This is a genomic window from Pseudomonas sp. H1_D04, from assembly GCF_054683855.1.
Map to the genome: position 1 here is coordinate 927,068 of NZ_CP162826.1, position 13,282 is coordinate 940,349.

General features: G+C 62.4%; 11 protein-coding genes. All 11 read right to left on the minus strand.

Annotation, left to right across the window (positions count from 1 at the left end; translation table 11 throughout):
• Window positions 1-18: 18 nt before the first annotated feature.
• Window positions 19-438, minus strand: a complete 420-nt coding sequence (locus tag AB4N82_RS04365) for a group I truncated hemoglobin (RefSeq protein ID WP_122764790.1) — start codon at window positions 436-438, stop codon at window positions 19-21.
• On the minus strand, window positions 438-1,295 hold the full coding sequence (locus tag AB4N82_RS04370; RefSeq protein ID WP_122764789.1) for a DUF3034 family protein: 858 nt from the start codon (window positions 1,293-1,295) through the stop codon (window positions 438-440). The genes AB4N82_RS04365 and AB4N82_RS04370 overlap by 1 nt, the downstream gene beginning before the upstream one ends.
• Before the next feature lie 9 nt (window positions 1,296-1,304).
• A complete protein-coding gene (locus tag AB4N82_RS04375; protein WP_122680308.1) occupies window positions 1,305-3,653 on the minus strand; it encodes an EAL domain-containing protein in 2,349 nt (782 codons plus the stop codon).
• Complete coding sequence (locus tag AB4N82_RS04380) at window positions 3,637-4,311, minus strand: methylamine utilization protein (protein ID WP_122755653.1); 675 nt, start codon at window positions 4,309-4,311, stop codon at window positions 3,637-3,639. The genes AB4N82_RS04375 and AB4N82_RS04380 overlap by 17 nt, the downstream gene beginning before the upstream one ends.
• 194 nt (window positions 4,312-4,505) lie before the next feature.
• On the minus strand, window positions 4,506-6,842 hold the full coding sequence (locus tag AB4N82_RS04385; RefSeq protein WP_032891874.1) for a putative bifunctional diguanylate cyclase/phosphodiesterase: 2,337 nt from the start codon (window positions 6,840-6,842) through the stop codon (window positions 4,506-4,508).
• A 947-nt stretch (window positions 6,843-7,789) separates the two neighbouring features.
• Window positions 7,790-8,965, minus strand: a complete 1,176-nt coding sequence (locus AB4N82_RS04390) for an ABC transporter substrate-binding protein (RefSeq protein WP_032886475.1) — start codon at window positions 8,963-8,965, stop codon at window positions 7,790-7,792.
• Window positions 8,962-9,936, minus strand: coding sequence for a CobW family GTP-binding protein (locus tag AB4N82_RS04395; RefSeq protein ID WP_122764787.1), 975 nt, complete (start codon window positions 9,934-9,936; stop codon window positions 8,962-8,964). Before AB4N82_RS04395 ends, AB4N82_RS04390 begins: the two co-directional genes overlap by 4 nt.
• Window positions 9,933-10,232, minus strand: a complete 300-nt coding sequence (locus AB4N82_RS04400; RefSeq protein ID WP_032886473.1) for a hypothetical protein — start codon at window positions 10,230-10,232, stop codon at window positions 9,933-9,935. Before AB4N82_RS04400 ends, AB4N82_RS04395 begins: the two co-directional genes overlap by 4 nt.
• A gap of 13 nt (window positions 10,233-10,245) precedes the next feature.
• Complete coding sequence (locus tag AB4N82_RS04405; RefSeq protein ID WP_032886471.1) at window positions 10,246-10,995, minus strand: SDR family NAD(P)-dependent oxidoreductase; 750 nt, start codon at window positions 10,993-10,995, stop codon at window positions 10,246-10,248.
• Between the two features lie 168 nt (window positions 10,996-11,163).
• Entirely contained in the window at window positions 11,164-11,925 is a 762-nt protein-coding gene (locus AB4N82_RS04410; RefSeq protein ID WP_095183921.1) for an SDR family NAD(P)-dependent oxidoreductase, read from the minus strand.
• Window positions 11,926-11,935: 10 nt separating this feature from the next.
• Complete coding sequence (locus tag AB4N82_RS04415; RefSeq protein WP_032886468.1) at window positions 11,936-13,276, minus strand: MFS transporter; 1,341 nt, start codon at window positions 13,274-13,276, stop codon at window positions 11,936-11,938.
• Between the last annotated feature and the right edge of the window lie 6 nt (window positions 13,277-13,282).

Consider the following 13,282-nt stretch of genomic DNA (forward strand, 5'->3'; position numbering starts at 1 on the left):
CCGCCGGCACTCATGAAACTAGTGCTCGATCACTTCACCGCGCATCACCGCCAACCGTGCAATCAACCGATTCTGCACCGGCACCGCGATCCCTTCGCTGTCCATCGCCTTGATCAAATCCTCCACCAACGCATTGAAGTCACTGCGGCTCACATTCTGGCCCTTGTGACTCTCGGCCATGCTGTCACCGGTGTAGGTGCACGGCCCGCCTGCTTCGACGCAGAACTGTTCGATCAATTTGTTGCGCAGGCGCTGGATATCGACGCGCCGAAAGCGTTCGACGATGCGCTGATCCCGGGCAATGTTGAGCAGCATGCCTTCGACAATCCGCGTGATGCCGGGCATGGCGCCAAGGTCGCGGTACAGGCTGTCGTCCTTGGGCGGTTGCTGGGCGCAGGCGCTGAGCAGCAGCACCAGCGCAATCGGTAAAAGGCGCATTAGAAACTCCCCTGCACGGACAGGTAGGTGCCGTTCTGGTTATCCAACGTAGCGATTTCGCCGAGGCGCGCGTAGGCCAGCACAAACGACACATGCTTGTTGGGAAAGTAGCCGACAAACACGTCCGCCCAGTCGTTTTCACCAGCGAACGACAAGTTATCGGGCTTCTCGCGGTACTCCACGCCCACCGCCCAGCGCGGGTTGAACAGCAGGGCCACCGACCCTTCCTTGAGCAGGCTGCGACGGTCGCGGCGGTCGCCGCCGAAGCCAAGCAGGCCAGTTTCATTGGCGCGGCTGTAACGCAGGCTACCGTTGACCAGCACGTTGTAGCCAAACGCCGCGCCCATGAACAAACGGCTGGCGGCGAGGTAGCCCTCCACGTCGCTGTCACGCTTGGCGCCAACCAGGCTGGGGATGTCGAAGTTGGTCTGGTGTTTGTATTCCAGGCCCAGCGAAACCTGCGGCAAGCGGTCGTAAATCACGTCACCGAACAGGCGGACCTTCACACCGAGCACATCCTGGCCAAGGTTGTCTTCCGGCAGATTCAGCTTGTGCACCAGGCTGCCGAGGTCAAAGCGCTGGCGGGCAAAAGAGACTTCGACGCGGTTGTCATAGGCCAACGCCAGCCCCGCCACATCCAGCCGATAGTCCGGCAGGTTGACGCTGGTGGCGAACGCCGTGGCGCCCCACTCGTGCTGTTCGCCATAGCCAGCCAGCACCGCCCACGGCGTGATGCCGCCGCCCGCCGTGCCCTCGATGCTGCTGGCACCGCCGGTGGCGATCAGGCGGCCGTTGTCGGCCAGGGTGGTTTGCACAGTCAGGGCGGCCAGGCAGCCGATCAGTAGAGAAAGACGCACGTCAGCCACTCAATGAACCAGGGAAGTTTGCGCACTGAGTGGCAACGCCACCCAGGCTTCGAAAGCGTCGGCGCTCAAAGGCCGACTGATCAGATACCCCTGGGCCGTGTCGCACTGCCAGCGCTCCAGCAGGCGCAGGCTATGGGCATATTCAACGCCCTCGGCAACCACTTTGAGGCCCAGGTTGTGGCTCATTTCGATGGTGGAACGCACGATCACCGCGTCCTCACTGGTTTCATCGAGGTTGCGCACAAAGGATTGGTCGATCTTCAACTCTTGCACCGGTAGACGCTTGAGGTGCGCGAGGGACGAATAGCCGGTGCCGAAGTCATCCACCGACAGACTGATGCCGCAATCACGCAGCAGGTGCAGGACTTTGAGGGCTTTTTCCGGCTCGCGCATTACTGCGCTTTCGGTGATTTCGAACACCAGTTGCTCAGCCGGCAAACCGTAGCGACGCAGCAACGCCGAGACGCGGTGGGCCAGTTCATCGCCGAGCAAATCGTCCGCCGAGATGTTCAACGACAACTGCAGGTACAGGCCACGGCGGTTCCACTCACACAGCTGACGAATGCCCTCTTCGATCACCCAGTGGGTCAGCAACTGAATACTGCCGGAGCGCTCGGCCAAGGGAATGAACTCCGCCGGCGAGACCATGCCGAACTGCGGATGCTGCCAGCGCAGCAAGGCTTCGGCCTGACGTACGTGGCCCTCACGAATGTCCAGCTTGGGCTGGTAATGCAGCAGCAATTGGCCTTGGTTGGGCGCGTGGCGAAGGTCGCGGATCAGCGTAATCTGGCGGCGGTGCGCGAGGTCACGGCCATGTTCATAGACCTGCAGGCGACCGGGCATTTGCGCGGCGTCTTTCATGGCGATGGCCGCGCGTTCAAGCAAGGTGTGCGGGCTTTCGCCATCGGCTGGGAATGCGGCGATGCCCAAACGGCAGTCCAGCGCCAGGTCATGGCCGTTGATGCGCTGGGGCCGCAGCAACAGTTGTTGGAGTTTGTCGGCCATGCCCACCGCCTCGTCGCTGCCTGCGCCTTCGAGCAATAGCAGGAACTCGTCGGCGATCAGATGCGCCAGGGTATCGCCGGGGCGCAGCACGGCTTCCAGGCGACGGCTGACGGCAAGCAGCAATTGGTCCACCGCATCCGTCCCGGCGGTTTCGCTGGCGACGCGCAAGTTGTCGATGCCCAGGTAGATCAACGCGACCGGCCGATTCAACGCAATGGCGCTGCCCAGACGCTCCATGGCCAGTGCCCGGTTCGGCAGGCCGGTGAGGCGATCATGCAAAGCATTGTGGGCAAGCTGCTGTTCGCGCTCGGCGATGCCGCTTTGCATGGAATTGACCGCATGGGCCAGTAACCCCAGTTCGTCACTGCGGGCCAGGGTCACGGGCGTTTGATAGTCGCCCTGGCCAATGCGCTCGGCCGCCAGGGCCAGCGCCTGCACTGGGCGCGACACGGTGCGCGCCAGCAGCAAGGCACCGATCAACGAAGCCAGCAACGCGACCAGTGCGATGGCGAGGATCTTCTCATCCAACGGCACAAAGGCTTGCATCGCCGCATCCAGCGGGCTTTGCAGCAACGCCAGGACTTTGCCGTTTTCATCGCTGGCCAATACCAACGACTGATTGAGGAAACGCTGCTCCAGGTGATCGGTGGTGGACACGCCACGGCGCGTGGAATCGCCCTGCATCAATGCAAGGATGCTCCTGCGCAGCTCTTGAGGTTGGGTGGTGACCAACTCGCCAGGCTGGTCTTTTTCAATCGCCAGGAACGACACTTCCAGGTTGCTCAACGAGCGCAACTCATCGGCGAACGCACCGTCCATGCTGAAGCCCATCACCACCCGCGCAATCGGCAGCGGCGCCAGCACCGAGGCTTCCACCAACAGGTGCGGCTTGCCTTGCAGCGGCACAATCAACATGACCTGGCGATTGCGCCGGGCCTCGCGCAGCGACTGGTCATACTTGAAGGTCGAGCCTTCGGGCACTTCGCTGAGGGTACTGGCCAGGACTTTGCCGTCCATGCCGAGCAGGATCATGTCACTGGCGTTGATGCGCTTGCCGTGGTTGAGCAGCACCGAGCGCATCGTCGCCGAATCGCCACTGGCCACCGCATCACGAAAACCGAAGTCGGCCGCCAACAGTTGCACACCGTCAGCGAGGCGCCGCCCGCGTACGTCCAGCAAGCGCTCGAATACCCGCGCGCCCACATCCAACTGGGCCAGCGCCTGGCTGCGCACCGCTGAACTGGTGGCAGCCTTGACGCTGAAATACAGCGCGCCGATCACCACCAGCAACAGCAGGATCAGGACGCTGGCGACCCGCGCCTGGAAACTACTGCGCAGTTTCACGGGCGGCTCGATTGAAGGCATCGCCAAAGGCACTTGGCGTCGGCGGAAGATCCTCGGACGCCGGCTCCAGGGCCAGCACTACGTTGTGTCTCAGGCCAGCGGCAGGCACATGCAGGGTGCCGCCGTCCAAGGGCTGCATATCCGCCAACTGCGGGTGCCATAGGGTGGCGTGGTAATCACCGGGCGCCAGCTGCTCCAGGTGCACTTGGCCCTGGGCATCGCTGACAGCGAAGAGCGGGTCATCGGTGACGTAGATGTAACCGAGCATCCAATCATGGATATTGCAGCCCAGCACCACCACGCCGGGTTTGTCGAACAGCAACGGCTCGGCGGGAGTGCCTTCGTACAGGCGTAGTTCGAAACGTTTGGCGGCGCTGAACGAATAGACCTGATGCCGGATGTTGTCGCTGTTGGGGAAGCGCACCTGAGTGCCGGTGTGTACCGCCAGCACATGGGGCGCAAAGCGCTGGCCGCGTTGGTCCATATTCGCCTTGAGCACGGCCGACGATGAGCCGGGCGGGCCTTGCAGGGTCACGACCGCATCCGCCACCGGACTGCCATCGGCCCGCTTGAACACCAGGTCCAGCGTGGCCGCCGACGCAGAGCCGGCCAACATCAGCATCAGCGTCAGGGAGAGCAAGGGAGGAGTTCGGGCCATGGTCGATCCGCAAAAAATGGAAAATGAGCGGCCAGCCCTGGCACAGTGGGTTACGGTCATGATGCCGCAAACAAGGCACAATGCCATCATGCAATAGCGCTGGATACTTGACCGTTGGTCGGTAAATAACTGTGCAAACGGTCAAGCCTTGTAGAGCGTATCGGCCTGGGGCCTAAAAACTATAGACACGGGCTTCAGACCGGCGCGCGCTCGCGGCGCATCCACATCTCGAACGCCATGGCATTGAGCGGCCGACTGATGAGGTAGCCCTGGGCCGTATCGCAGTTCCACTGTTTGAGGAGTTTGAGACTGGGCTCGAACTCCACGCCTTCGGCCACTACCTTGAGCCCCAGGTTGTGGCTCATTTCGATGGTGGAGCGCACGATCACGCCGTCGCCCGTGGCGCTGTCGAGGTTGCGCACAAACGACTGGTCAATCTTCAATTCCTGTACCGGTAAGCGCTGCAATTGCGCCAGCGACGAATAGCCCGTGCCGAAGTCATCCACCGACAGGCTGATGCCACACCCACGCAATTGTTCCAGCACGCTGAGGGCCTGCTTCGGGTTGTGCATGATCGCGCTTTCGGTGATCTCGAAAATCAGTTGCTGGGCCTGCACGTCGTAGTGTTCCAGCAAAGTGGTCACACGAATCGCCAGGTCATCATCGGCCAGGTCGTCCACCGAAATATTCACCGACAACTGGATATGTAATCCGCGCTGCGCCCACTCGCCGATCTGACGAATAGCCTCTTCGATCACCCACTGGGTCAGGCCACCCATGCTGCCAGTGCGTTCAGCCAGGGGAATGAACTCGGCGGGCGATACCAGCCCCAGCGTCGGATGCTGCCAGCGCAGCAAGGCCTCGGCCTGGCGAACATGGCCATGCAGGAGGTCGAGCTTGGGCTGATAACACAGGTGCAACTCACCTTCGACGACCGCACGGCGCAGGTCGCGGATCAGGCTGATCTGGCGCTGGTGCGCAAGATCGCGGTCCTGCTGGTAGATCTGTAGATAACCGGGCAGCGTCGTTGCATCGTGACGCGCGATGGCCGCACGGCTGATCAACTCCTCCACATACTGGCCGTCGGCGGGGTACGCGGCGATGCCGATACTCACCTCGTGGCGCACTTCGTCATTGCCGATGCGCTGGGGTTCGGTAAGCAGCGCGTAGAGGCGGTCGGCGCGGGCTACGGCGCGGTCAACCTCGGTATTTTCCAGCAACAACAGGAATTCGCTGCTGGTGATGCGCGCGGCGGTATCGCTGGCCAATAGGCTCATGGACAGACACCGGCTGGCCTCGCGCATCATTTCTTCGACGCCCTCGGGACCGAAGCCCTCGTTGATGACCCGGTAGTTTTCGATGCCCAGGTACAGCAACACTACTGGCCGACGCGCACTGATCGCGCTGCCCAGGCGCTCCATCGCCAGCGCGCGATTGGGCAACCCGGTGAGAGCGTCATGCAGGGCGTTATGGGCCAGTTGCCGTTCGCGCACGGCGATGCGGCTTTGCATGGCATTGAACGCACGGGCCAACAGGCCGAATTCATCGTGGCTGCGCACCCGCACCGGCGTGCGGTAATCCCCCGCGCCAATGCGCCCGGCCGCCTCCACCAACGCATTGAGCGGGCGCGACACCCGCCGCGCCAGGAACAACGCACCGGCCAACGAGACCACCAGCACGGCCAGGGCGATCCCGAGGAACTGCCGGTCCAGCGGCGCAAAAGATTCCAGCGCGTGATCCAGCGGGCTTTGCAGCAATACGCGCACCTCGTTGCCGTCACCGGTGTTGGCCAGCGGCAACACTTGGCTGAGCACACGCTCACCGTAAAACGGATGGATCTGCGCCTCTGGGTTCAAAGGCGCATCGTGGAGCAGGCTGAGGGTGCCGGCCTGATAGTCGACAGGCTGGGTACTGAACAACGGGCCGGGCTTGCCGTCCTGCACGCTGAGAAACGACACCTCCAGGTTGCTCATGGAACGCAGTTCGTTGGCGAACAGTTGGTCCATGGCAAAGCCCATGACAACGCGGGCGATGGGCAGGGGGTCGAGGACTTCATCCTGCACCAGCAAGTAAGGCCGCCCGTCCAAGGCGACAATCACCATTTGCAAGCCGTCACGCCGCGCATGGCGCAAGGCAGTGTCATAGGGAAAAAGCTGCCCGCGCGTGAGGATGGGCAACGTGCTGACCACGACTTTGCCATCCAGCCCCAGCACAAACACCTCGCTGGAACGGACGCCGGAGCCATGCCGACGCAGTGCAGCCAGAATCGACACCGTGTTGCCTTCGGCCACGGCTTGCTTGAACGGGCCGTCGACGGTGAGCCAATCGAGGCCGTATTGCAGGCGGCGCCCGCGCAGGTCCAGCAGGCGCTCGAACACCTGGGTTCCGGTTTTCAACTGGACTTGTGCCTGGTTCTCCACCGCGCGGGTGGTGGCGGCCTTGACGGCAAAATAGGTGGCGGCGACTACCACCAGCAGCAGCAGTGCCAGTACCCCGGCGATGCGAGTTTGGAACGTATGGCGCCACGTCATGGCGGTGCCCTCTGGCAGTGTTCGCCTCTCTCTGCCACTACGTCCTTTTGTCATGTGCATTCCTTGCGACAGCTGACCTGGCGTCAAAAAAATATCCATTTTCGTTGGATATTGGGTGTGAGGAGATTAGCTGGGAGTTGGGGGGTGTGCATTCAATAAACGTGGGGATTTAGGTGGCGGTTTATTGGCGACAGAGGGTTGGCTTGGGGGGCATATCCGTTATTTGGGTAACGGCGGGTATGGGTTCCGCCCTTACGGCGGGTCACTTTGGAAAAGCCCCAAAGTAACCAAAGGGCTCTTGCCCCAACACTCGGCACCTCGCTTAGGCTCGGTGTGCCCGCACTCCGGCTTGAATCCGTGGGCCGCCGCAATGGGCCATCCATGGCCCAGTGCGGCTAACCCGGCGTCCTGCCGGGTTACCCACGGATTCAAGCCTGCGTTCGGCCAGCGTGTTTGACGGGGCGCCTAAGATCACGATCAAAAGCGCAGATCAAAAGACCGCTGACTTCGTCAGCGAAAAGGATGTAAGAGCAAAGGCAAAAGCAAAAGCAAAAGCAGATCTAAAGCAGATCTAAAGCAGATCTAAAGCAGATCTAAAGCAGATCTAAAGCAGATCTAAAGCAGATCTAAAGCAGGCTGGGACTTATCTGATATGTGGAGATCAAAATGTGGGAGGGGGCTTGCTCCCGATGAGGGTGTGTCAGTTGATGCAGCTGTGACTGACCCACTGCCATCGGGAGCAAGCCCCCTCCCACAATTGGACGGAGTTCGGCTTAAGAACCCGGTCGGCTCTAAGGCCGCCGCGCTCTTGCTTTTGATCTGAAATTGCCCCGTCAACCACGCTGGGCCAACATTCCGGCCTTTTCCAAAAGTGACCCGCTGTAAGAGCGGAACCAAAGGCGGTCGTTACCGCAGCAACGGATATGCCCCCCAACCCACGCACTCAATCAAACACCACGCGCCCGCATGAAATCCCCCCACCTGCGCACCAGGTAGTTGTGCTCATCCATCACCGAGTTCCACACCGCAATATGCCCCATCCGCTGCTCATACGAACCACCATCGCGCACTTCGCCAATATCGATCAGCGGCAATCCATCACTCCCCAACAATTCCTCCCGCGCAGGCTTGCCGGCGTACCAGTAATCCCACTCGGCGCTGCTCAGGTGATCGCGGCTGCGCGCCGGGTTGCCGATGTAGTAACCCTGGCGGGCCATGACCGCGCCGGGCCAGCCGGACAACCACCAATTGAGGTAGGCATAGGCCGCATCCAGCACCGGGCCTTGGGCATGGCGCGACAGTGACAAACCGCCAAACCAGGCGCGATAGCCTTCGCGGGGCACGGCCAGGCGGTATTTCACTCCGGCGCGGTGCAGGCGCATCAGGGTCGGCGACCACAGGCTCTGGATATCGATGCTGGGGCTGAGCATCAGTTGCGCAGCCTCTTCATCGTCGGACCAGAACGCAGCGAAATGCCCTTCTTTCTGTTTGCGCACCAGAATGTCAGCAAGCACGTCGATCTCTTCGATGCTCATATTGCCGATGTCGTTAAAGCGGGCCAGCCCCGCGCCCTGCACCGCCAGTGCGGCGTCCAGGGCGCCGATGGCGGCGTCACTTTGCAGCGCTGTGCGCGCGCGCCAGGCCGGGTCAAGCAACCAGCCCCAGCTTTCGTTGCCGTGGCAAAAACCTTCGGGCAGGCGCTCGGGGCGGTAGGCGAAACTGTCGGCGTTGTGGGTCAGGGGCAGCATGCTGATACGGTCGGTGACGGTGCTGCCGAGGCTGCCGTCGTGCTGCACAAATAAACGCTCACTGGGCACGCTGCCGCTACCCAGGCGGTCGCTGGGCGACAAACGCCCCCGTTTGGGCAGGTCGTTGATCTCATGCCACAGCGCGATGCGCCGTGTGTCGATGGGCTGGATCGCCCGGGCCGGCCACACGAAGTCGACGTTATGAAACCACTGGTCGTACAGGTCGTAGCTGTCGGGCTGCATCACCGCAATGCGTTGGGCCTGTTCAACGTCGTGCACCTGGTACACCAGGCGAATACCCAGCTCCTGTTCGGCACGTACGCGCAGGGTTTCAAGCAAGGTCACGGAGGTGCCAAGGACGCGTAAAGTGATCATCCGGCGAACCGCCGCGAGAACACATCAAAAGAACGCCGCAACAGCGCAGGGTCAAGGCCGCGCAGGATAAACACCAGGCGCGATTGCCGGTCTGTGCCCGGCCACGCAGGCAGATGGACCGGGGCATGCAGGCAGTGCTGCACGCCATGAATGACGATGGGGGCGTTGCTGGCGTTCACGTTGAGCAGTCCTTTGACGCGAAGGATTCGTTCGCCGTGGCATCTTAACAGCATCGATAACCACACCCCGAAGCCGACCCAGTCCAGCGGCTGGTCGAAGGTCAGGCTGCACACTTGCGCCGCACCGTGGGTGGCGGTGGTGGTTTGATGCAGTTGCCAACGGCTGACTTCCATCGCCGGCTCGGCGCTGCGCAAGCCTTCGCCCAGCAGCAATTGATCGCCGCTGTGAATGTCATGGGTATTGAGGATCGGCGTGCCGGTATTGAGTGCCCGCAGATGCGCGCGCAGGGGCTCGCACTCGCCCGCCAAGTCGGTCTTGCTCAGCAGCAAACGGTCCGCAGCCGCCACCTGGGCCAGCCATTCCGGGTGCAGGCGCTCTTGCAGGGCGGCGTGGCTGGCATCGACCAGCGTGATCACCAGGCCGATATGAAAACGTCCACGCAATTGCACATCGTTGTTCAGGGTGGCGAGGATCGGTGCCGGGTCGGCCAGGCCGGTGGTTTCCAGGATCACGCGTTTGAACGCGGGTATTTCGCCACGCTCGCGGCGCTGCAACAGGCCGAGCAACGCGTCCTTGAGTTCGCCACGGATCGAGCAGCAGATGCAGCCGCTGGGCAGCAGCACGGTGTCTGGCGCGACTTCTTCCACCAACAGATGATCAATGCCGACGTCGCCGAATTCGTTGATCAGCAACGCAGTATCGCCGAGGCTTTCGCCTTGCAGCAGGCGTTTGACCAAGGTGGTCTTGCCGCTGCCGAGGAAGCCGGTAATGACATTCAGCGCGATGCTCATGGGGTTGACTCCAAGTGATCCAACAGCCGTGGATCGAGAGGATCCAGCGGGCGGCCGAGCATGGTTTCGGCCGCCTGCCAGAGTTGATCCAGGCCGCTCGCCAGTTCCTGTTTACCGGTGGCGCCCAACAGCAGATAGGAGGCGCCCTGGAAATCTTCGACCTTGAGTCGGAACACCGCCAACACCTGGTTGATCGCAGCGATACGGCGCAGGCGCTCGCGGCGCCGGGGCAATTCGTCGCCCAGGGGATCACTCCAGTGCAGGTCTTCGCCGAGCAATCCGCAGAGTCCGCACATGGCTACACCTCACTCATGGCATGACATCGCCGGAGTTCGGGCCCAGGGTCTGGCCGACGAACAGATTGCCGCCCGGCTCGCTGGCGAGCAGCACGGCGGTAGGCGCGACTTCGTCCGCCAGGCCAAAGCGGCCCAAGGGCAGTTCGGCGGCCTTGGCGCGTTTCCAGTCGTCGCTGATGCCACCGACCAAAGGGGTTTCGATCGGGCCAGGGGCGATGGCGTTGACCAGCACGTTGTCCTTGGCCACTTCCAGCGCCAGGGACTTGGTAAAACCAATCACACCCGCTTTGGCCGCCGCGTAGTGAGTCAGTTCGGCGCCGCCCTTGATGCCCAGTTGCGAGGCCACATTAATGATCCGCCCCCAGCGCTGCGCGACCATGTGGGGCAAAGCGCGCTGGCTGGCGACGAACACGCTGGTGAGGTCGACGCGCAGCATGTCGTTCCACATCTCGATGGACAAGTCGACGCACCGCGCCTGGGTAAGCATGCCAGCGTTGTTGACCAGAATATCGATGCCGCCGAAGTGCTCGACGCAGCGGTCGACACTGGCTTGGGCGCCTTCGACGGTGCCCACATCGGCCACGCACTCGACCACTTCGGCGCCGAGGTTGCGGCAGGTGATTGCGGTTTCGGCGAGGCTGGCGGCGTGGCGATCGGCCAATAGCAGACGCGCGCCTTCAACGGCGTAGGCGCGGGCGATGGCGGCACCGATGCCGCTGCCGGCGCCGGTGATCACGGCGCGGCGGTTGGTCAGTTGGTTCATGCAAAAACTCCTGAAAAATTCCACTTCCAATGTGGGAGGGGCGGTGCGACGATTCGACTTGCCCCCGATGGCAGTGGGTCAGTCACAGATGGGCTAACTGAACCACCGCCATCGCGGGCAAGTCGAATCGTCGCACCGCCCCTCCCACATTTGGATCAAGTACATCAGTCAGTCAGGCCAGCGCACGGTCAGGCCGCCGTCGATGACGATGCTCTGCCCGGTTAAATAACTCGACGCATCACTGGTCAAGAACTGCACCAGCGACGCCACTTCATCCGCGCGCCCTACCCGCCCCAGCGGAATCGCCCGCGCGGCTTTCGCCAAACCTTCCGGGCCCAGCGAGTTCTTCGCATCCAGGGACTGCGGCGTCTCGATCAAGCCTGGGATCACCGCATTGCAGCGAATTCCCAAACCGGCCAATTCCACCGCCAGCGACCGGCACAAGCCCGGCACACCGGCCTTGGCGGCGGCATAGTGCGAGTGCTCCTGCCAGCCATACACGCCGCCGGCAATCGAGGAAATCGCCACCAGCGCGCCGCCTTCCTTCATGTGCCGCGTCGCCGCACGGAAGGTGCGCATCACCCCCGTCAGGTCGACGTTGAGCATCTCGTCCCAGAGTGCATCGGTCATTTCCAGCAGTGGCGCGCGACGCAGCAAGCCGGCGTTGGCGACCGCGTAATCCAATCGGCCGAAGTGCTGTACGGCCTGTGCGGCCAGGGCGTCGACCGAGGCGGTATCACCGACATCCAGCGGCAACATCAGGCATTCGCCACCGGCCTCTTCCACCAGGGAAACGGTGGTCTGTGGATCATGGGGATCGGCCGGGTAGTACCCGCCCACCACCGCCACGCCGTTGCGCGCATACGCCACGGCGAGGGCTTGGCCGATGCCACTGGCGGCACCGGTAATCAAGGCAACTTTACGACTCATCAATCACTCCTTACTGAACGGTTTCCGGACGCACATGGCGCGCGGCAAACATCAGGACACCGGACAAAAAGCACGGCAAGGCGCCGAACCACAGCGCGGCGGTCTGCCAGTCGCTGCCGGCGGACAACACCTGGGTTGCACCGAAACCGGCGACTACTGCGCCAATCGGCCCCATGGCGTGGATGATCGCGCCACCGGTGGCGCGGATGCTGGTGGGGAAACTTTCGCTGATGAAGAACAAAGCCGCCGAGTACGGCCCGATCAGGAAGAACAGGCCCAGGCTATAAAGCCCGACCACCATGGCCATGTTGCTTGGGCCAAACAGCATACCGGCGAACGACAGGCCACCCAGCATCCAGCCCAGGCCGATCACGTTGCGACGGCCGATCTTGTCACCCATCCAGCCGTGGCTGAGGTAACCGCAGTAACCCACCAGGTTCGACAGCACCAGGATGATCAGCGAGTTCTCGAACGAGATGTGGTGCACGCTGACGATCACGGAAGTGCCCAACACGCTGAATACCTGGATCGCCGCCCAGTTGAGCAACAACGCAGCGCCGATCACCAGGGTGGCGCGGCGGGCCGGGCCACGGAACGCAGCTTTCAGGCCGGCCTTGCTGTGTTCGTCGTAATCCACGCCGTAGGTTGCCGCCACGTTCTGTGCTTCTGTCACCGCGCCGTTTTTGCGCAGTTGGCTGATGCGTTCATGGATCTGGAACTGCGGGCTCTCCTTGAGCTTGCGCGCCATGATCGCAATCACCACCGCCGGGATCGCGGCGAAGATAAAGCAGCCCTGCCAGCCGATGATCGGTAGCAACAGTGCAGTCAAGCCAGCGGCGATCAATGCACCGACCGGCCAGCCGCCCTGCACCAGGCTGTAGATGAAACCGCGACGTTTGGTCAGTCGCGGGTCTTCCGAGGCGCCGTACAGCTCACTCAGGTACGTGGCGTTGACGGTTTCCTCGGCATAGCCCAGGCCGCCCAACGAACGGATCAGAATCAGCGGTGACTTACCCCACGCCCCACCAATCGCGGTCAGCGCCGAGCACAGCGCGGAACCGGCCACGGTGAAGATAATGCCCTTGCGACGGCCCAACTTATCGACCACAGGGCCGATGGCAAAGGCGACTACTGCCGTGCCCACCGCCACCCACGTCGCGATTTCAGCTTGCTCCACTTCACCCCAGCCAAAATGCCGGCCGATCTCCGGCAGCAAGGTGCCGAACAGGATGAAGTCATACACCGCAAACACCCAGGCGAAAAACGCAATCCAGGTCGCAAACCGCACTTCCTTGGAGGTGAGTTGCCGGGGTTTCCAGCCAGTCAGGTCAAGCTTGTTGTAGATGGACATGAGTCG